Raw genomic sequence first — 19,850 nt, forward strand, 5'->3', positions numbered from 1 at the left:
GCTGAGCTCACCGCCTGACGGTGAAGTACTGCCAGGAGCCCCAGGTGTCGATGTTGGTGTTGTCCCGGCTGCTGTGCACGTACTGCGCCGCCACCCGGTACCTGTTGTTCAGCCCGTTGGTGAGGGACATCTTCTGGCGGCCGGTGCTGCTGGAGCTGAGGGCCGCGCAGGCCGAGGTGGACTGCGTGTGCCAGGCGCCGTTGTAGTACCGCTGCACCCGGTACTTGACGCACTGGCCGGCCTTGTTGGGCGCGACGGTGACGTCGAGCTGCTCCTTGGCGGTGCGGTGGTAGACCCGGTAGACGGTGCTTCCGATGGTCGTGTTCGTGTAGTAGCCGGACAGCTTCTGCGAGACCCCCGCGTAGGTGTGCACCGCACGGGCGGTCGTCTTCGGGGCGTACCGGTGGTCGCCCGTGAACACCGCGCTGAACGTGGTGTTGCGGGTGAGCTTGTACGACACCGTCAGGTTGCCGTGCGAGTCCACCTTGGCGGACTTCACCAGGACCTTGGTGCCGCTGTACGGCTGGGCGTAGACCGCCACCGTACGGCTGTTGTAGGTGGTGCCGAGGTGGGCGGTGACCTTGGCGGTCTGGCCGTACTTGTACGTCCCGTGGTCGGTGGCGACCGTCAGGGACGTGGCGGCCCTGGACACCTGGACGGTGGCGCTGCCGCTGCCCTGGGTGTGCGAGACGTCACCGCCGTAGGACACCTTGTAGACGTTGGCGCCGCCGATCTGCGGGGTGTCCGGGAACGAGAACGAACCGTCCGCGGCGACCTTCGCGTCCGCCAGTGCGGTGCCGGACGTGTGTCCCAGGTCGGTCTTCGTGACCTTGACGACCCCGCCGGCGGCGAAGGGCGCACCGGAGAGCTTGCCGGACACGGTCAGCTTCTTCGCGCGGTCGGCCGTGGCCGGGGCCGTCACGCTGACCGAGGTGGTCAGCTTGGTCACCTGGACGAGACCCGTGGCGTTCGCCGCCGCGTGGGTCGCGTCGCCCGCGTAGCTCGCGGCGTAGGTGTAGGTGCCCTCCGCCGGCGGGGTGTCCGTGAAGGTGAACGTGCCGTCCGCCTTCGTCGTCACGTCGGGCAGCGCGGTGCCGTTCCGGGTGAGGTGCAGGGCCTGGCCCGCGGGAAGTGCCGCGGTCGAGGTCAGGGTGCCGGTGACGGTGAGCTGCCGGCCCGGGACACCCTTGCTCGGCGCGGTGAGCTGGAGCGAGGTGGACGCCTTCGGCTCGGTGACCGGCGCCGCCTCGCTGACGACCGGGCCGCTCACCGTGTGCACGTCGGCGGTGTCGCCGGTGGCACCGGAGAAGGCCAGGAGCGCGGTGGACGTCAGCGTCGGTGTCGCGTCCATCACCTGCGTCCCGTCGATCCAGACGTACAGATGGCCTGCGGCGACCTGGACGTCGACCTGGTGCGTGCCCTGGCGCAGGGCGATGCCGAGGGTGTTCGCCGACGGGTAGTCGATCGTCGGGGAACCGGCCGTGCTGCGGCCCACGGCCACGAAGTTCTGCGTCTTGAGCGTGTCGTTCCAGCCCGTGCCGAACGCCACCACCGTGCCCGGCCGCCCGGCGATGCCGAGGCCGTCCCCGGAGTCGCCCAGTGCGGAGGCGGAGTTCTGGGCCGGGTCGAGGAGGGCGAACGCCATGCCCTTCCCGCTGGTGCCGGGGCCGAACTTCGCGGTGAAGGTGGCGCGCAGACCCTCGGTGCGCACCGGCTGGGTGTACACCGCTGAGCCCGCCTGATAGGTGGTGGCCGGGGTCAGCTGGACCCCGCCGCCGTCGGCGGGCACCGCCGAGCCGTTGGTCTGCCACTTCCCGTCGGCTGCCGAGCTGGTCGTGGCGCTGCCGGTGCCGGTGCCCTTGATCTGCACGTACATGGCGCCCTGGGCGCTGCCGTTCTCGTCGGTGCCGGTGCCGGTGACCTCGTAGAAGGCGCTCAGGTCCGTGCCGGAGCGCGGGGTGAACGTCACGCTCTGCACCGCGGTCTGCTCAGGGCCGATGACCAGGCCCTCCGAGAGCTGCACCGGGCTGTTGAAGTCACCGGTGGGTGCCTTCGCCTTGGTCACCTTCACCGGGATGTTGCCGGTGTTGGTGATCGTGAACGACAGCGACTTCGAGCTGCCGACCGGGACCTGGCCGAAGTCCAGCGAGTCCGTGGAGAACTCCAGGTGCCCCTGACCGGTGATGGCCGTCGCGCTGAGCGGCACGCTCAGCGTGTGCGTGGCGCCGCCGCCGCTGCTGCTGACCACGAGCGCGTCGGTGTCGACCTGGTCGCCGTCCGGTGTGTAGGTGACCGAGAGCACGAACGAGCCGCCGGCCGGTACGACCGTCCCCGGGCTGGGCAGCCCCGAGGCGGAGAAGGCGCCGCCGGGCGCGTCGACCGCGTCGATGGTCTCGGGGGCGGTGCCGGTGTTGGTGACCTGGAGGTTCAGCGTCGAGGTGCTGCCGGTGGGGACCTCCCCGAAGTCCAGGGCGCCGGGTGCGGCTCCGAAGCCGGGCCGGGTGCCGACGCCGTGGAGGGCGAAGACCAGCTTCTGGCCGTCGGAGAGGTTCGCGGTCAGGGTGCCGTTGATGCCACCGGTGGTGGTGGGGGCGAAGCTGATCGGTACGTCCAGGGTGGCGTCCGTCGCCAGCGCGGTGGGCTGGTCGGGGGTGGGCACGGCGGACGGGTCGACCGTGAACGCCCCGGAGGCCTTGAGGCCGGTGATGCTGACGTCCTGGGTGGCGGTCAGCTTCATCGTGGCCGCGCTGCTGTCACCCACGCCGACCTGGCCGAAGTTCAGCGAGGCCGCGGTCAGAGCGGTGCGGGCGGGGCTGCCGAAGCCGTAGAGGACACCGTCGCGGGTGCCGACGTACACCTTGCCGCGGTCGGCGGTCGGGGTGCTGAACTTGGTGGCGGTGCCGATGGGCGCGGACCACAGCAGCTGGAGCAGGCCGTTGCCGTCGGGGGTGGGGCTGTAGGCGCGCAGGGTGCCGTCGGCTCCGGAGGCGTTGCTCGCGGAGGTCATCCACACCAGGGCGCTGGACTCGTCGTCGCCGTCGGAGGTGACCAGGGGGGAGCCGCTGGTGTAGCCGAAGGTGTCCTGGCTCTGGCCGGTCAGGGTCAGCGTGGGCGTACCGCCGTTGCGCACGCCGTACTTGAGGGCGCGCAGCGGACCCTGGTTGCCGACGACGTAGACGTAGCCGCCGTCGCCGCCCCAGAACGCGGGGTGGCCCCACATGCCCTGGTAGGGGCCGGACACGCTCACCGCGGCGTCGCCGCCCTGGGGGCCCTGGCCCATGCCGCCGAGGTTGTCGCGGTCGAGCAGGAAGACCCGCCCGTCCTTGCCCTGCTGGACCAGCAGATGGGGGTGGTCGGCGGTGCCGTAGCCGTCCGGGAGCGCCATCGGGGCGCCCGAGGAGATGTCCTGGTCGGTGAGGTCCAGGGTCGCGGCGTCGCTGGGGCTGAAGAAGTCGGCGGTGCTGAGGCTGTTGTCCGCGCCCACCTGGAGGCGGACGACGGACTCGGCCAGGGTGCCCTGGACGGTCTTGCCCGGTCCGGGCGCGGGGCTGATGCCGTTGCCGGTGCTGAAGAAGATCCGGCCGGAGCCGTCCGAGACGAGTCCGCCGCCGGACTGCCAGATGCCTGCGCCGCCCGTGGTGGCACCGGTCACGGTGGCCCACATCGAGGTGATGTCGTGTCCGGTGGTGCTCACGCCGACGACGTAGCCGCGGTACGGCCACGCGTCGCAGTGGGCGCCGAAGCCGGCGTAGACGATGCCGTCCATCAGCAGCAGGCCGGGGCGCTGCTGTTGGTAGTAGGCGTCGAAGCTGACGCTCGGGTCGTTGACGGGGCTGCCGGCGATGGTGACCGGCCATCCCGGGCGCTCGGCTCCGGACGCCGGGTCCACGGAGTGCATCAGCCACTTCGGGTTGCGGTGCGTGGCGGTGCCGTCGTCGACCTTGGTGGTGAAGTAGAGGGAGCTGGTGGCGGGGTCGTAGACGGGGGTCGCGGTCGCCCCGATGTCGGGGGTCAGGTCCCCGCAGCCGATCGCCGAGGCGGGCCAGGACGGTCCGTAGTTCTTGCTCCACTCGATCGCGCCGGTGGTGCGGTCGAGGCCGTACAGGGTGTTTCTCTCCGTGACCGCGATCACCTGGTCGCCGAGCACCAGCGGCTGGGCGTAGATCTGCCCGTCCAGCTTGGTGGCGAAGAGCCGGCCGAAGGCGGAGGACTGGACGACCGCGGGGGAGAGGGCGGATTCGTCCTGGTCCCAGTTGGTGCGGAGGTTGTCCACACCCTGGGTGTTCTGGTCGGCCTGGGCGGAGGACGCGATCAGGCTGATCATCGTGCCGATCAGCGCCGCGACGGCCGTGGCGACGACCGAGAGCAGCCATGTGCGCCGACGGCTGCGGTGCCTGCCACCGCGTGCGGGCATGGGAAACCCAGGCAAGACGGAACCCCCCTCTGGTGTCCGCGCCCGGAACGGTCACAGGTACGGCACATACGTGAAGACTGAGTGGTTGTTCTTATCATCTGTTGACCGGATTGCCCACTGGAGCGACAGCGGTTACCCCTGTGACCCGTGATGAAACCCTCACTTAACAAGAAAGTTGAGGCGTAAAGCGCAAAGCCGGTTATGCTTTCGCGGTCCGACTGAGAGTTCGATTTATGGGGATGGTCGGGCATCCGGAGGGGTAGGCAGGGCCGGTTCGGCCCTGGGGGGTTTGATGACTAGTGCAGTCGGCACCGCCGCGCGTTCTCGCCGGCGAAAGCGGGTCGAGGAGACCCACGGGCTGCTGCCGCAGCCGCCGGACGACGTGGAGAAGTACTCGTACACGCGCCGCCACCTGTGGGTCCTGACGGCGGGTTCGCTGATCAGCTTCGCGTGCCTCGCGGTGAGCCAGCTCCTGTTCACGGCGTCCAGCCCCTGGTTCTGGCTGACCCTGCCGCTGCTGGCGTTCGTCATCGCGGACTACCTCATCTCGCTGTACCTCGACGGGCTCAGCAAGGACTTCGACGTCAAGAAGCACAAGCGCCTCGTCCGCGCCTGGCAGCCCGCCCGGTATCCGAGCGTGGACATCTTCCTGCCGGTGTGCGGTGAGCCCCTGGAGGTGCTGCACAACACCTGGGTCCATGTGAACCGGCTGGCCGGCAGCTACCAGGGCGTCGTGAAGACGTACGTCCTCGACGACGCCGCCGAGGACGAGGTCGGGGCCATGGCCGCCGACTTCGGCTTCCACTACGTGGTGCGGCCCAACCGCGGCTGGTTCAAGAAGGCCGGCAACCTCAACCACGCCTTCGAGAAGACCGACGGCGACCACATCCTCATCCTGGACGCCGACTTCGCGCCCCGCGCCGACCTGCTCGACGAGCTGCTGCCGCACATGGACGACGACGAGAAGGTCGCCATCGTGCAGTCGCCGCAGTTCTTCCGCATCGTCGACGCGCAGAACTGGATCGAGCGGGGCGCGGGCGCCGTGCAGGAGCAGTTCTACCGCTCCGTGCAGACCTCCCGTGAGGACCACGACGGGTCCATCTGCGTCGGCTCGTGCGCCATCTACCGGCGCGCGGCCCTGGAGCAGACCGGCGGCATCACGCTGATCGAGCACTCCGAGGACATGTACACCGGCTTCGACCTGCGGGCCCTCGGCTGGAAGCTGCGCTACGTGCCGGTCGCGCTGTCCGCCGGGGTGTGCCCGGACACGGCCGGCGCCTTCCACAACCAGCAGTACCGCTGGTGCATGGGCTCGCTGGAGCTGCTGACCAGCAAGCGGTTCTGGGAGATGGACCTCAAGTTCAAGACGCGGCTCTGCTACGTCTCCGGCTTCCTCTACTACCTCCAGACCGCGCTCGCCACGTTCATCGCGCCGATCATCCCGCTCGGCCTGATGATCCTGCGCCCGGACCTGATGCGGGCCGAGGCCACCCTCTGGGTGCTGCCGAGCGTCGCGTACGTCACGCTGGTGCTGCCGCTGTGGCACCGGGCGCCGTACCGGCTGGAGGCCTGGGCCGTCCGTGTCATGTACGGGTGGTCGCACGTCTTCGCCGTCTGGGACGTGCTGCGGGGCCGCCCCATGGGCTGGAAGCCCACCGGTTCGGCGGGTGCCAAGAAGAACGGCATGCGCCGCTACTGGAACTGCATGATCTTCTGGACCGGCGGCACCGCCGTGGCCTGGATCCTCGTCGCGGCCTGGCGCATGCTCACCCTCTATCCGCCGGACTTCGCGCTGATGCTGTCCGCCGGCCTCTTCTACGCCATGGTCGTCGGCCGTGTTCTCGTCCAGCCGCACGCCCAGGAAGTGCAGGAAGCGACCGCATGAGTTTCTCCGTACGCCAGGTGCGAGCCCCGCGTCCCCTGCGGGCGCTGGCCGCCGTCCTGCTCGCCGGCGCCCTGCTGGCCGGATGCAGCACGTTCTCCGACGAGGGCCGCGCCCAGTACGAGCGCGGCCAGGGCGAGAACCCGGACGCCACCGGCACGGCCGAGGCCACCGAGTCGGCGAAGCCCGAGCCGCCGTACGACGTGCGGCCGCTGCTGGACCCGAAGAAGAAGTATTTGGGGGTGGCGGCCGACGGCGCCCCCGCCAGGATGACGGCCGTCCAGGACTTCGCGAAGAGGGCCGGCAAGAAGCCCAACCTGATCGAGTTCTACTCGGCCTGGGGCGACCAGTACGAGCAGCAGCTCGTGCAGAACTCCTGGGACTACGGCGCGGTGGCGTTCATCGCCTGGGAGCCGTTCAAGACGAGCCTGAAGGACATCGCCTCGGGCAGGCAGGACGCCTACATCCGCGAGTACGCGCAGTCCGTCGCGGACCTGAACCTGCCCGTGGCGATCAGCTTCGGGCACGAGATGAACGGCTTCTGGTACCCGTGGGGCACCAAGAAGGCCACCGCCGCCCAGTTCACCGCCGCGTACAAGCACATCCACGACATCTTCGACGACGAGGGCGCCACCCAGGTCATCTGGGTGTGGAGCCCCAACGTCACGCACCCGATGCCGAACGTGAAGCTCAAGCCGTTCTGGCCGGGCGACGACTACGTCGACTGGGTCGGCGTCATCGGCTACTACGGGGCCACCGGTCCGAACACGTACAAGACGCTGTACGGGCCGACCATGACCGAGATCCGCGGCTTCACAAAGAAACCGTTCATCATCGCGGAGACCGCCGCCCAGGCCGGTGAGCGCAAGCCCGCCGACATCGAGTCCCTCTTCCAGGGGACCGCCGACCGCGACGACGTCATCGGGTTCGTCTGGTTCAACTTCGACAAGGAGACGGACTGGCGCATCAACAGCGGTCCGCTGTCCGAGAAGACCTTCAAGAAGCAGGCCGCGAACCCGGACTTCGGATTCGATGTGACGAAGCCGTGAGCGATCGCACCACGCCCACGTGGGCGGACGAGCCCGAGGTGCACGACCCCTACGGGTACGCGCAGCAGTACGGCGACGGCGGTCACGGACCCGCGCCACAGGACCGGCGGCAGGAGCAGCGGGAGAGCCTGCGGCAGTACGCGCAGCAGGCCCCGACCCGCCCCCAGGCGCAGCAGGCCCACGCGCCCGCGGGGCATCAGGCCGGTGACTACCAGCCCGGCTGGTTCACCGAGACCGGCAGCTGGCGCTTCGACGTCCAGGGCCGGACGTCCGAGTACACCGACCAGCAGGCCTACGACACCTTCGCGCCCTTCGACCCGTACGCCTCCTACACCGCCGTCGAGCCCGGACCGGCGGCCCCCGCGGCCGCCGAGCCCGAGCCGAGGAAGCCCGGCTACACGCTGCCGGCCGTGCCGGAGTCGTCATGGGCCGTGGACACGCGGCGCAGCAAGCTGCTCGGGCGCGGGGTGCTGCTGTTCATCCTGCTCGTGCAGGCGGGGCTGTCCCTGCGGCTGACCGGGACGGCCTTCCAGGACGAGGCGCTCTACGTCGCGGCGGGCCACTACGAGCTGGCCAACCTGCTGCACGGCACCAAGCTGCCGGTGGACTTCGCGGCCTACTTCTCCGGGCACCCGAAGCTGTACCCGGTGCTCGCCGGTGCCGTGGACAGCTACTTCGGCCTCACCGGCGTCCGCGTGGTCAGCCTGCTGTTCATGCTGGGCGCCACCGCGCTGCTGTACGCGCTGACCCGGCGCCTGTTCAACCTGCGCGCCGCGCTCGGGGCGGCCGCGCTCTTCTCGGTGCTCCAGTCGACGATCGTGCTCGGCAACTTCGCCACCTACGACGCCGCCGCCATCTTCCTGCTCGCGCTGTCCGCCTGGGCGGTGGTGCGCACCGACCGGATGAAGGCCTTCGCCGTGCTGCTCGCGGCCCCGCCGGCCGCGCTCGCGTTCGGCGTGAAGTACGCCTCCGGTCTGTACCTCCCCACCCTGGTGGTGCTCGCCGTGATCACCGCGCACCGGCACCGCGGCATCCGCGCCCTGGGCCGCGGTGTGGTGCTGGGCACGGGCATCGCGGCCCTGCTCGGGATCGGTTACTACTTCTCCGGACCGCTGGGCGGCATCAGCTCCACCACCACCGACCGTGCCAAGGGCACGGACACGGCGGCCACGATGCTCCAGCACAGCGCCGAGTGGGGCGGACTGGTCTTCCTGGCCGCGCTCGGCGGCACGATCGCCTACGTGCTGCGCGGGCGGATGGGCGAGATGCCGTGGATCGAGGGCGAGACCCCGGGGCGCGTACGGCGCGCCGCGCTCGGCCTGGTCCTGACGGGCACCGCGCTGCTCGCTCCCGCCTACCAGATCCACCTGCACACCGAGATCTCGCTCTACAAGCACGTCGGCTTCGGACTGTTCTTCGCGGCGCCGCTGGCCGGCCTCGGCATGGCCCGTCTGGTCGGCCCGCACTTCCGGCATCCCCAGCTCGGCATCCTGCTGTACGTCGCCACCCTCGTGTTCGGCATGGTGCAGGCCCAGCGGGCGTACAGCTTCCCGGACTCCACGCAGATGACCGCGTACCTGAGCACGGTCGTCGACCGGAAGGGCACCTACCTCGCCGAGGAGCAGGAGGTCCCCGCCTACTACCTGCGGGACAAGACCAACTGGACGCAGTGGCAGAACACCTACTTCATGGACTACCGGGGCAAGGACGGCAAGCAGTACACCGGCCCCGACGCGTTCCGCCAGGCCGTCCGTGACGGAAAGTTCGACGCGATCGTGATGCACGGCGACGTCAGCCCGGTGACGTACCAGGCGGTGAAGGAGGGGTTGAAGAACAACTCCCACTACCGGCTGGCGGCCGTGTTCCCGTACACCACGAGCAGCGGAGAGCACGCCTACCGGATTTGGGTGAAGCGATGAGTCCCCACGCCCCCGCTCCCTACGGAGGCGGGTACCCCGACACCTCGGGCGGCCACGACCCCTACGCCGGGCAGGGCACGTACGCCGGCTCGGCGCAGGGCACCTACGCCGAGCCGGGCGCGTACGGCGCTCCGGGGCAGTACGCCGACCGGGGCGGGTATCCGGGCGGGCAGGACACGTACGCCCCCGAACCGGTGGATCCGCAGCCGCCCACCGACGGGCCGGCCGAGGACAAGCCCGAGAGGCGCAAGGGCGGGCGGCTCGCCACCGCGGCGGTCTTCCTGGTGCCCACGGCCCTCGCCCTCGCGCTGATCCTGCACCGGATCGGCGACCGCGAGCTGTGGCGCGACGAGCACGCCACCTGGTGGGCGGCCACGCTGTCCTTCCACGACCTGAGCCTGCTGATCCGCTCCATCGACGTCGTGTTCACGCCGTACTACGTGCTCATGCACTTCTGGATCGCCGTGGCCGGGGACTCCCCGACCGCGATGCGCATCCCGGGTGCGGTGGCCATGGCGGCCTCCGCGGGCCTGCTCGCCCTGCTCGGGAGGCGGCTGTTCACCACGCAGGCGGGACTGCTCGCGGGGCTCGCCTTCGCCGTCGTGCCGACCACCACGCGGTACGGGCAGGAGATCCGCCCGTACGCCTTCGCGGTGGCCGCGGTGCTGCTGTCGACGCTGCTGCTCGCCAGGGCGCTGGACAAGCCGTCGTTCAAGGTGTGGGTCGCCTACACGCTGTCGGTGCCCATGATCGGCTGGAGCCACCTGGCGTCGATGGCCGTCCTCGGCGCCCATCTGGTGATGATCCTCATCGCCCGGCGGTCCGGCGACAAGATCGTGGGCTGGGCCTTCGCCGCGGCCTGCACGCTCGGCCTGTGCTTCGTCATCCCCATGGCCGTCTCCGGCTCGGGGCAGAGCGGCCAGATCGCCTGGAACAACCCGACCGTCAACGACCTGCTCGACTTCCCGAAGAACCTCTTCGGGACCTGGGCGGTGGCCGTGCCGGTCATGGCGCTCGGCGCGCTCGGGCTGTTCTTCGCGGGCCGGCGGGCCCTTCCGCTGGCCGTCTGGATCGTGCTGCCGCCCGTGGCGACCTACGCCACCGCCGCGCAGCTGCACCTCTTCCTGCCGCGCTACCTGCTCTTCACCGCGCCCGCCTGGGTGCTGCTCGCGGCCGTCGCCGTGGTGCGGATCGCGGGACCGGTGGCCGGGGCCAAGGCCGGCACGGGAGCGGCGGTGCGGCGGGGCTTCGGCTGGGTGCTCGTGGCGGCGGCGGTCGCCGGGCTCGCCTTCCAGGCCCTGCCCGGCATCCGTGAGACCCGGCACAACGCCCTGGGCGAGCCCGACTTCCGCGGCGCCGCCCGGATCGTCGAGGCCGGGCAGAAGAAGGGCGACGGCATCGTCTTCAGCGGGGTGATGTCCGAGCGCCGGGCCATGGACTACGAACTGCGCGACGACGCCGGCCGCCCGCGCGACTCGCTGATGTACCGCACGCCCCAGCAACTGGGGTCGTTCGGCGCGCTCGAATGCCCGGACGCCGCGCGGTGCCTGGCCAAGGCCGACCGGCTGTGGCTCGTGTCGACGACGCTCGACGGACAGCCGTTCAGCGGCATGCCGAAGACGACGGCGAAGGCGATCCAGAAGAGCTTCAAGGTCGTGAGGACCAAGAAGCTGTCATACCTCCAGCTCGTGCTCCTCGAAAGGACACGCGCGGCGACGGACGACCCGTCCGCGGACGGGGACGACGCCGCCAAGCGCAAGGTGCATACCTGAGTTGGGTTCCGGACGCGGGACGACCCGCGTCCGGCGGGGGGAGCAATCAATTGGGGAGGGAAAAGAAGATGACGTACGACGTGGGGGCGGACGTGGCTGTCACCGTGGTGATGCCCACGTACAACGAGGCCGCCAACCTGCCGCGCATGGCGGAGCTGGTCCTCGGGCTGCCCATCGAGGGGCTGCACCTGAAGGTCGTCGACGACTCCAGCCCGGACGGCACCGGACGGATCGCCGAGGAGCTCGCCGACAAGTACAACTGGGACGGGCGGCGCCGGATGAGCGTGCTGCACCGGACCGAGAAGGACGGTCTCGGCCGGGCGTACGTCGCCGGCATGAGCGCTGCGCTCGACGAGGGCGCCGAGTACGTCGTCCAGATGGACGCCGACGGCAGCCACCCGGTGGAAGCGGTCCCACGCATGCTCGGTACGGCCCTGGCGTCCGGGGTCGGCCTGGTCGTCGGCAGCCGGTACGTGGAGGGCGGCTCGCTGGACGAGGACTGGGGCAGGCACCGCGTGCTGCTCTCGCGCTTCGCCAACCGCTACGCCCGGACCGTGCTCGGCACCAAGATCCGGGACATCACCGCCGGGTTCAACCTGTGGTCGGCCGCCACGCTGCGGGACATCGATCTCGCGACGCTGGACAGCGCCGGCTACAGCTTCCAGGTCGAGCTGAAGTTCAAGGCGGTCCGGGCCGGGCACAGCGCCGTGGAGATCCCGATCCGCTTCGAGGAGCGCACCGAGGGCGTCTCCAAGATGAACCTCTCGACGCAGATCGAGTCGGCGGTGATGCCCGTACGGCTGCGACTGCGCAACCGACGGGGCTGAACGGGACGGTGAGCAGCGGACGACACGCGCTTCCCTCCCGATTCGGGAAGCTGTACCGCGAGATCGCGAAGTTCGGCATGGTGGGTGCCTCGGGCTTCGTGGTCAACCTCGCGGTCTTCAACCTCATCCGGACCGTCACCGAGTGGCAGACCGTCCGGGCCAGCGTCCTGGCCACGGTCGTCGCGATCCTCAGCAACTACCTGGGCCTGCGGTACTTCGCGTACCGCAACCGCGACCAGGAGGACCGCAACAGCCGCAGGAAGGAGCTGACGCTCTTCCTGCTGTTCAGCGCGATCGGCCTGGTGATCGAGAACTCGGTCCTCTACGCGACGACCTACGGTCTCGGCTGGGACGGCACGCTCGCCACCAACGTCAGCAAGTTCCTCGGCATCGGGATCGCGACCCTGTTCCGGTTCTGGTCCTACCGCACCTGGGTCTTCAGGGCGACGGGGAGCCGGCGGACCGCCGAGGAGTCCCCCGATCCCGTCGTGCCGTACCCCGAGCCCGCCCTGAGCGGCTCCTGGGAGCGCGGCTGACCTGATACCGCCGCTGACCTGATCCGGCCGCTGACCTGATCCGGCCGGAGTGACCCGGCGCGCCCTCGGGGGCGCCGGGTCACTCGCCCGCCGCTGTGGAGGCCTGTGCCTCGCCCCGGCGGTGGATCTGGCGGAAGGTGAACTCGGCCAGGTTGTCGCCGATGCTGAAGACCGCGGTGTCCTTCTCCGTGACGTTCTTGCCGCCCGCGAAGCCGGAGATGGTGAAGTAGGCGTAGCGGCCGTAGGAGTTCGAGGTCGTGCGGCAGATCGCGGCGTTGCAGAAGGGCTTGACCGCGCCGCCGGACAGCGACTTCACGATGTCCTTCTTGGTGTTGACCTGCCCCTTGGCTTTCTGCGCCTGGGCCTCGGTGTCGAAGACCGCCACACCGACCGTCACCGAGACGCCGTCCTTGGTGTAGCTGACGCGCATGAACTGGGTGCAGCCGTCGGCCTTGAGGATCTTGCCGAGGCTCGCCTGGACGGTGTCCGCGGCGGCGCAGTTCCTGGTGTCGGAGGTCTCGCCCTTCTTGTACACGGTGGAGCCCATGGTCAGCTGGGTCCCCGGGAAGAGGAGCTTGGCGCTGAGCGGGTCCGTGTCCTTGGCCTTGCTGGCGATGAACTCCTTCGGGTCCAGCGGCGGCGGGGCGCTGGTCGGCGCGAACGACGGCGCGGTCCCGGTGGCGCTCGGGATGTCGGCGGTCGCCGGCAGCGACGAGGTCGGCTTGTTGGCCTGGTCGTCGCCGTTGTTCGCCGATACGACGGCCATCGCGACGGCGGTGCCTATGCCGACCGTGGCGAGCGCGCCGCCGACGATGAAGAACAGCCGACGGCGCCTGTTACGGATCTCGGAGGCCTCGGCGAGCGCGGCCCAGTCCGGAGTCTGCTCGCCCCCGCCGCTGCTCCACGGCTGCTGCGACTGCGGTTTCCAGGGATCCCACTGGGACGGGGGTCCCCCCTGCTGCCCAAAGCTCATGGGGCGCATCTTAGACGGGGTGCGGGAGGTGCTGTCGGGCCTGTGGACACCGGCCCGGGGGACCTTTCCGGCACCCGTGCACATCTCCTCCCGAAGCCTCCGCCACGTCCCGAGAAGCCGTTTGGGGTTGGCCTGAACCGAGGGGCGGCGTCGGCTCGGGCCGAGGGCTGAGTGGGGCTCGGACGGGAGTCGGTGTGGGCTTGGGCCAGTGGGCTCGGCCGCGGTTCTGTGTCGGCTCGGGCCCGGGGGTTCACGTCGGCCCGGACGGGAGTCGGCATCGGCCCGGAGGGGAGTCCGCGTCGGCTCGGCCCGGGCCGGGGACCTGAGCCGGCCCGGAGCGAGTGGGTCTCGGCTTGGGCCGGGGGACGGGGTCGGCTCTGACCAGAGCCGGCAGCGGCCCGGACCGGGGTCCACATCGGTGCGGGCCGGGGTCCGCGTCGCCCGGAGCGGGGAGTCTGCATCGCCCCGGACCAGTGTCTGCGTGGGCCCGGGCCGGAGGTCTCGGGCGGCTCGGCCGGTGATCTGAGCCGGCTCGGCCGGGGGTCTGAGCCGGCTCGGATGGGAGTCGGCGTCGGCTCGGTCCGGGGGCTGGTCGGCGCGGACGGGAGACGGCCGCGGCCCGGACGACGGTCTGTGGTGGCTCGGATCAGTATCGGGGGGGCGAGGGGGTGGTTCGGGGCTCGTTTTGACCCGTCCGTGGGACCCCGGGTATCCTGCTTCTTCGTTGTGTATAGGTGTGCTCGTTCTCATGCGAGAGGCCTCTACCTAGGTTCCCTGGAGCAGTTACCAGTGGGCGGCATACGGGCGGTGTCCCGGCATATTTGTCGTCCCCAGCTGCACGATCGCTTCAGTGATGCCATGTGTCAGCACCCATCCACTGAAGAAGAAGGCTGCGAAGTGCGTACGTACAGCCCCAAGCCCGGTGATGTGACTCGCCAGTGGCACGTCATTGACGCCCAGGACGTCGTCCTGGGCCGTCTGGCCACCACTGCCGCGAACCTTCTCCGTGGCAAGCACAAGCCGACCTATGCCCCGCACATGGACATGGGCGACTTCGTCATCATCATCAACGCCGACAAGGTTCACCTGTCCGGCAACAAGCGGACCCAGAAGATGGCGTACCGCCACTCCGGCTACCCGGGTGGTCTGCGCTCCGTCCGCTACGACGAGCTCCTCGACAAGAACCCCGAGAAGGCCATCGAGAAGGCCGTCAAGGGCATGATCCCCAAGAACAGCCTGGGCCGTCAGATGCTCACCAAGCTGAAGGTCTACTCGGGCGACCAGCACCCGCACGCTGCCCAGCAGCCGGTGCCGTTCGAGATCACCCAGGTCGCGCAGTAAGTCCGGCCACCCCCTAAGACTGAAGAGAATCTGAGGAGCATCGTGGCCGAGACCACCGTCGAGACGCCCGTCGAGGGCGAAGAGATCGTCGACATCGACAGCTACACCACCGAGTCCGAGGTCCCCGTCGAGGGCGACTACACCTCGGAGTCGCTCGCGGGCCGCTTCGGCGACCCGCAGCCCGCGGCCGGCCTGGGCCGTCGCAAGAACGCCATCGCCCGCGTCCGGATCGTCCCGGGCACCGGCAAGTGGAAGATCAACGGTCGCACCCTCGAGGACTACTTCCCGAACAAGGTGCACCAGCAGGAAGTCAACGAGCCCTTCAAGGTGCTCGAGCTCGAGGGCCGCTACGACGTCATCGCCCGCATCGCGGGTGGCGGTGTCTCCGGTCAGGCCGGTGCCCTGCGCCTCGGCGTGGCCCGCGCGCTGAACGAGGCCGACGTGGACAACAACCGCGGCGCCCTCAAGAAAGCCGGCTTCCTCCGCCGCGACGACCGTGCGGTCGAGCGCAAGAAGGCCGGTCTCAAGAAGGCCCGCAAGGCCCCGCAGTACAGCAAGCGTTAAGCTTCGCTGCCTGTCTGCTCGTACCGGCTCGTATCCGCGGGTCAGCAGTACGTCCGTTCGCCCCGGCGGCACGCCACAGTGCCGTCGGGGCGTTCGTTTATCACTGCCTGAGGCGTATAACGGCACAAGGCGCTCAAAGGCTCATGTGATCGGATGATCTCCGTAACTGACGCTTCCCCAGGAGGACAAGTGGGACGACTCTTCGGCACGGACGGCGTGCGCGGTGTCGCCAACGCGGATCTGACGGCCGAGATGGCGCTCGGTCTGTCGGTCGCGGCGGCGCACGTGCTGGCCGAGGCGGGTTCGTTCGAGGGCCACCGGCCAACGGCGGTCGTCGGACGTGATCCCCGCGCGTCCGGGGAGTTCCTGGAGGCCGCCGTCGTCGCGGGCCTCGCGAGCGCCGGCGTGGACGTGCTGAAGGTCGGCGTACTGCCCACGCCCGCGGTGGCGTACCTCACCGGCGTCCTCGGCGCCGACCTCGGCGTCATGCTCTCCGCGAGCCACAACGCCATGCCCGACAACGGCGTCAAGTTCCTCGCCCGCGGCGGCCACAAGCTCGACGACGAGCTGGAGGACCGGATCGAGGCGGTCTACGACGCGCACCGGCACGGTGAGCCGTGGGAGCGGCCGACCGGTGCCGGGGTCGGCCGGGTGCGGTCCTACGGTGAGGGGTTCGACCAGTACGTGGCGCACCTCATCGCCGTACTGCCGAACCGGCTGGACGGGCTGAGGATCGTCCTCGACGAGGCGCACGGCGCCGCCGCCCGGGTCTCGCCGGAGGCGTTCTCGCGGGCCGGGGCCGAGGTGATCACGATCGGTGCGTCCCCGGACGGCCTCAACATCAACGACGGCTGCGGGTCCACCCACCTCGACCTGCTGAAGGCCGCGGTCGTCGAGCACGGGGCCGCGCTCGGCATCGCGCACGACGGGGACGCGGACCGGTGCCTGGCCGTCGACCACACCGGTGCGGAGGTCGACGGCGACCAGATCATGGCCGTGCTCGCGCTGGCCATGAAGGAGCGGGGCGCGCTGCGGTCCGACACCGTCGTCGCCACGGTCATGTCCAACCTCGGGTTCAAGCTGGCGCTGGAGCGGGAGGGGCTGCGGCTCGTCCAGACCGCGGTGGGGGACCGCTATGTGCTGGAGGAGATGAAGGAGCACGGGTACGCCCTGGGCGGCGAGCAGTCCGGGCACGTCATCATCCTGGACCACGCGACGACCGGGGACGGGACGCTGACCGGGCTGATGCTGGCCGCTCGGGTCGCGGAGAGCGGGCGGTCGCTGCGCGAGCTGGCGGGTGTGATGGAGCGGTTGCCGCAGGTTCTGATCAACGTGCCTGATGTGGACCGGACTCGGGTGTCGACGTCCGCGGAGCTGGCCAACGCTGTCGCCGATGCGGAGCGGGAACTCGGTGAGACGGGGCGGGTGTTGTTGCGGCCGTCCGGGACCGAGCCGTTGGTTCGGGTGATGGTCGAGGCGGCGGACATCGATCAGGCGCGGTCTGTCGCCGGGCGGTTGGCGGATGCGGTGAAGTCTGCGCTTGGCTGAAGGGCCGGGTAGGGGTGGGGGGTTGAGGTGCGTGGCGGGCTGCGGGCTTGTTGTGGCTTGTCGCGCAGTTCCCCGCGCCCCTAACGGGGCTTTCGCCAGAGCCACTTCTGGAGGAGCAGCGTCAGAGTGCCTGCCAGGACGATGCCCATGAGGTTGAGCAGGAGCTGGTTGGTCGAGCCGACCGTCTGGCTCATGTCGCCGTAGGCCAGGGCCACCGCCGCGTTCGCTGCCGCCGGGACCGTGGTGACCGAGATGGCCACGCCCACCAGGGCGCCCGACTTGGCCGACGTGAGGCTCAGGGTGCCGGCGATTCCGGCCAGGACCGCCACCACGAACGAGAAGGCGTCGGGGGCGTAGACGAAGCCGGTGTTGGGGCGGTCGGCTTCCAGTTGGTCCTTGGTGAACAGGTTCAGGGCGTCCATGAACCAGGTGAAGCCGACCGTCACCACCATGGCCGCCGCGAAGCCGACCAGCAGGGCGATCAGGGAGCGCAGTGCCAGCCGCGGGTGGCGCTGGACCACCGCCGTGCAGATGCCCGCGAGCGGGCCGAACTCCGGGCCCACCGCCATCGCGCCCACGATGAGGATCGCGTTGTCGAGGACCACGCCGCAGGCCGCGATCATCGTGGCGAGGACGAGGAAGGCGAGGTAGGTGACGGAGAGCGTCGACTCCTCGTGGGTGGCGTCCGTCAGGTGCTCCCACAGGACCGCGTCGGCGCCCTCGCCTGGTGCCTCGTCCTCGGCCTTGTCGGCACGCTTGGAGAGCGACAGGTCGATGTTCTCCACGGCGATGGAGCCGGATTTGTCCAGGTCCAACTCCCGCAGCGCACCGATGAGTTCGTCACCGGCCTCGCGGGCCACGTCGCACATCACGACGTCGCCGGCCGGGTTGCGGGCGGCGCCCGGCAGCACGACGAGGTGGGTGGTGCCGACCGTGTTCTCGATCAGGCGGACCACGTCGTCGGTCTTCCCGGCCGGTGTGATGAGGCGCAGATGCAGCATGACGCCTTTCTAACAGGCGCCCGCGATCAGAGTTTGCGGAGGCTGAGCTTGCGCACCTTGTGGTCCTGGCCCTTGCGGATGACGAGGGTGGCCCGGCCGCGGGTGGGGGCGATGTTCTCCACCAGGTTGGGCTTGTTGATGGTGCGCCAGAGGGTGCGGGCGTAGTCGAGTGCCTCCTCCTCGGACACCTGGGTGTACTTCCTGAAGTACGACTCGGGGTCCTGGAAGGCGGTCTGGCGGAGCTTCTTGAACCGGCTCAGGTACCAGCGCTCGATGTCCTCGGTGCTCGCGTCGACGTACACGCTGAAGTCGAAGTAGTCGGCGAGACCGACGCGGGTGCGGCCGTCGGTGCCGGGGAGGGCGGGCTGGAGGACGTTCAGGCCCTCGACGATCAGGATGTCGGGGCGGCGGACGGTGAGCTTCTCGCCGGGGACGATGTCATAGATCAGGTGGGAGTAGACCGGCGCCGAGACCTCGTCCTTGCCCGCCTTGATGTCGGCGACGAAACGGGTCAGCGCCCGGCGGTCGTACGACTCGGGGAAGCCCTTGCGGGACATGAGGCCGCGGGCCTGGAGTTCCCGGGTGGGGAGCAGGAAGCCGTCCGTGGTGACGAGCTCGACGCGGGGGTGCTCGGGCCAGCGGGAGAGCAGGGCGCGCAGGAGCCGGGCGACGGTGGACTTGCCGACGGCGACCGAGCCGGCGACGCCTATGACGAAGGGGGTGCCGGACTGGGAGCCCTGCTCGCCGAGGAACGTGTTCAGCGCCCCTCGCAGCCCGTCCGTGGCACCGACGTAGAGATTGAGCAGCCGGGACAGCGGGAGGTAGATGTCCCGCACCTCGTCGAGGTCGATGACGTCACCGAGACCACGCAGCTTCTCGACCTCCTCGGCGTTCAGCGGGAGCGGCGTCTTCTCACGCAGCGCACTCCACTCGGCTCGGGTGAGGTCGACGTAGGGAGTCGCCTCCGGCTTGTGCCGGTGGGCGCTCCGGGGCATCGGGGAGACCGGAGAGATCACAGTCCATTGTTAACGGAGTTTGAACGGGGTGGGGGGTGGGGTGTGTCACGCGGGGCCTCGACGGGGCGACAGGGCTCAGGTGAAGTCCGCGTAGGCGAGGTGGGTGGCGCAGTGGCGGCAGCGGAAGAGGTACGCGGTGGGCCCGCCGTCCTCGTCGAGGGCGGCGAGGAAATCGTCGAACCGGTCGTCCGGCCACTCGGCGCGGAGCCGGTCGACGGCTTCCGGATGCTTCTCCAGCTCCTTCGCCCCGGCACGGCCCAGGAAGGCGGCGCCGTCCCCGCAGTGGGTCAGCCAGTACGGGGACTGCCAGGCCACGAACCCCGGTGTACGCCTCAGGACCGCCTCGACGACCTCTTCGGACACGTCCCCCTCGATGCCGTCGGCGAAAGTGGCGTCATAGCGCTCCGCGGCCTTCCCGAAGGCGATGCAGTACGGGCAGATGCCGCTGTCCGGGGCGTCGATGGCGTGGACGGGGCCGGTGTAGACCCAGCCGCGTTCCTGCCCGCAGCATACGCAGGGCGCGTCGGAGGCGGTGACGGAGCCGGTGGCGACGGGGCTCGGGTGATAGGGGAACGCGGGGAGGGCGGGCCGTCTGCGGGCTTCCGGCTGCGGGGAGATCAACAGCTGGATCGCGTGGCCGGTCAGGGCCTCGGGGGCCACGACGATCGCTTCGGCGCGGAGGCTCTCCGGGAGGTGTCCGCGGTCGGCCTCGTGCGTCAGGATCACCGGGCAGTCCTGCGGGATGACGCCCGCGCCCGTTCTGCGGGCGAGCTCGGCCACGAGGTCGAGGACGTCACCGGTGGCGAAGCGGTTGAAGGAGAGCCCGAGGCCGTCACCGTAGACCTCGGCCTCGCCGCCGTCCTCGGCTTCGATGTCCCAGAACTCCGGAAAGCCGGTGGCCGGCATTCCGCCGACGGTCACGGGGCCCAGGACGTCGCGTATCGCGGTCTCGTCCATGGGGGCGGGCTCACCGCCGACGAACCGCCACAGGTACAGGCTGTAACTCAC

Annotated in this window: 14 protein-coding genes; 9 read left to right on the top strand and 5 right to left on the bottom strand. The window is 70.0% G+C overall.

All coding sequences use genetic code 11. The features are described 5' to 3' along the window. Window positions 1–7: 7 nt before the first annotated feature. The gene (locus tag AQJ54_RS01420) at window positions 8–4,414 is read right to left on the bottom strand and encodes an Ig-like domain-containing protein (protein ID WP_062233024.1); all 4,407 of its coding nucleotides are present in this window, start codon (window positions 4,412–4,414) and stop codon (window positions 8–10) included. 292 nt (window positions 4,415–4,706) lie between these two features. Between AQJ54_RS01420 and AQJ54_RS01425 the strand changes: the two genes are divergently transcribed. The 6 genes from AQJ54_RS01425 to AQJ54_RS01450 all read left to right on the top strand — a co-directional run bounded on the left by AQJ54_RS01425 (window position 4,707) and on the right by AQJ54_RS01450 (window position 12,399). Further along, a complete protein-coding gene (locus tag AQJ54_RS01425; RefSeq protein WP_062234795.1) occupies window positions 4,707–6,299 on the top strand; it encodes a glycosyltransferase family 2 protein in 1,593 nt (530 codons plus the stop codon). After that, entirely contained in the window at window positions 6,296–7,345 is a 1,050-nt protein-coding gene (locus AQJ54_RS01430; RefSeq protein WP_062023400.1) for a glycoside hydrolase family 26 protein, read from the top strand. The genes AQJ54_RS01425 and AQJ54_RS01430 overlap by 4 nt, the downstream gene beginning before the upstream one ends. Next, window positions 7,342–9,264, top strand: a complete 1,923-nt coding sequence (locus AQJ54_RS01435) for an ArnT family glycosyltransferase (RefSeq protein ID WP_248845278.1) — start codon at window positions 7,342–7,344, stop codon at window positions 9,262–9,264. Before AQJ54_RS01430 ends, AQJ54_RS01435 begins: the two co-directional genes overlap by 4 nt. Further along, on the top strand, window positions 9,261–11,036 hold the full coding sequence (locus AQJ54_RS01440; RefSeq protein WP_062233027.1) for a glycosyltransferase family 39 protein: 1,776 nt from the start codon (window positions 9,261–9,263) through the stop codon (window positions 11,034–11,036). The genes AQJ54_RS01435 and AQJ54_RS01440 overlap by 4 nt, the downstream gene beginning before the upstream one ends. Before the next feature lie 68 nt (window positions 11,037–11,104). Beyond that, a complete protein-coding gene (locus AQJ54_RS01445; RefSeq protein WP_062023402.1) occupies window positions 11,105–11,863 on the top strand; it encodes a polyprenol monophosphomannose synthase in 759 nt (252 codons plus the stop codon). Between the two features lie 8 nt (window positions 11,864–11,871). Next, window positions 11,872–12,399: a GtrA family protein gene (locus tag AQJ54_RS01450; protein WP_062023404.1), complete on the top strand. Its 528-nt coding sequence runs from the start codon at window positions 11,872–11,874 to the stop codon at window positions 12,397–12,399. A gap of 79 nt (window positions 12,400–12,478) precedes the next feature. On the opposite strand, the gene AQJ54_RS01455 is transcribed toward AQJ54_RS01450, so the two are convergent. Beyond that, on the bottom strand, window positions 12,479–13,372 hold the full coding sequence (locus tag AQJ54_RS01455; RefSeq protein WP_062023405.1) for a hypothetical protein: 894 nt from the start codon (window positions 13,370–13,372) through the stop codon (window positions 12,479–12,481). Between the two features lie 897 nt (window positions 13,373–14,269). Here AQJ54_RS01455 and rplM point away from each other — a divergent pair. The 3 genes from rplM to glmM all read left to right on the top strand — a co-directional run bounded on the left by rplM (window position 14,270) and on the right by glmM (window position 16,825). Further along, window positions 14,270–14,713 carry a 50S ribosomal protein L13 gene (gene rplM / locus AQJ54_RS01460; RefSeq protein WP_028809313.1) on the top strand — a complete coding sequence of 148 codons (444 nt, stop codon included), beginning with the start codon at window positions 14,270–14,272 and terminating at the stop codon, window positions 14,711–14,713. A 42-nt stretch (window positions 14,714–14,755) separates the two neighbouring features. After that, window positions 14,756–15,277 carry a 30S ribosomal protein S9 gene (gene rpsI / locus AQJ54_RS01465; protein WP_030317286.1) on the top strand — a complete coding sequence of 174 codons (522 nt, stop codon included), beginning with the start codon at window positions 14,756–14,758 and terminating at the stop codon, window positions 15,275–15,277. Window positions 15,278–15,466: 189 nt separating this feature from the next. Beyond that, on the top strand, window positions 15,467–16,825 hold the full coding sequence (glmM, locus tag AQJ54_RS01470; RefSeq protein WP_062233030.1) for a phosphoglucosamine mutase: 1,359 nt from the start codon (window positions 15,467–15,469) through the stop codon (window positions 16,823–16,825). Between the two features lie 80 nt (window positions 16,826–16,905). On the opposite strand, the gene AQJ54_RS01475 is transcribed toward glmM, so the two are convergent. From AQJ54_RS01475 to AQJ54_RS01485, 3 genes are all read right to left on the bottom strand, one after another. Next, window positions 16,906–17,826 carry a DUF389 domain-containing protein gene (locus AQJ54_RS01475; RefSeq protein WP_062233033.1) on the bottom strand — a complete coding sequence of 307 codons (921 nt, stop codon included), beginning with the start codon at window positions 17,824–17,826 and terminating at the stop codon, window positions 16,906–16,908. A gap of 26 nt (window positions 17,827–17,852) precedes the next feature. After that, window positions 17,853–18,821: a type I pantothenate kinase gene (gene coaA, locus AQJ54_RS01480; protein WP_051735403.1), complete on the bottom strand. Its 969-nt coding sequence runs from the start codon at window positions 18,819–18,821 to the stop codon at window positions 17,853–17,855. A gap of 96 nt (window positions 18,822–18,917) precedes the next feature. Beyond that, a complete protein-coding gene (locus tag AQJ54_RS01485; protein ID WP_248845279.1) occupies window positions 18,918–19,850 on the bottom strand; it encodes a CbrC family protein in 933 nt (310 codons plus the stop codon).

The sequence above is a fragment of the Streptomyces griseorubiginosus genome (assembly GCF_001514195.1).
In the GTDB taxonomy this organism is placed as follows: Bacteria; Actinomycetota; Actinomycetes; order Streptomycetales; family Streptomycetaceae; genus Streptomyces; species Streptomyces griseorubiginosus.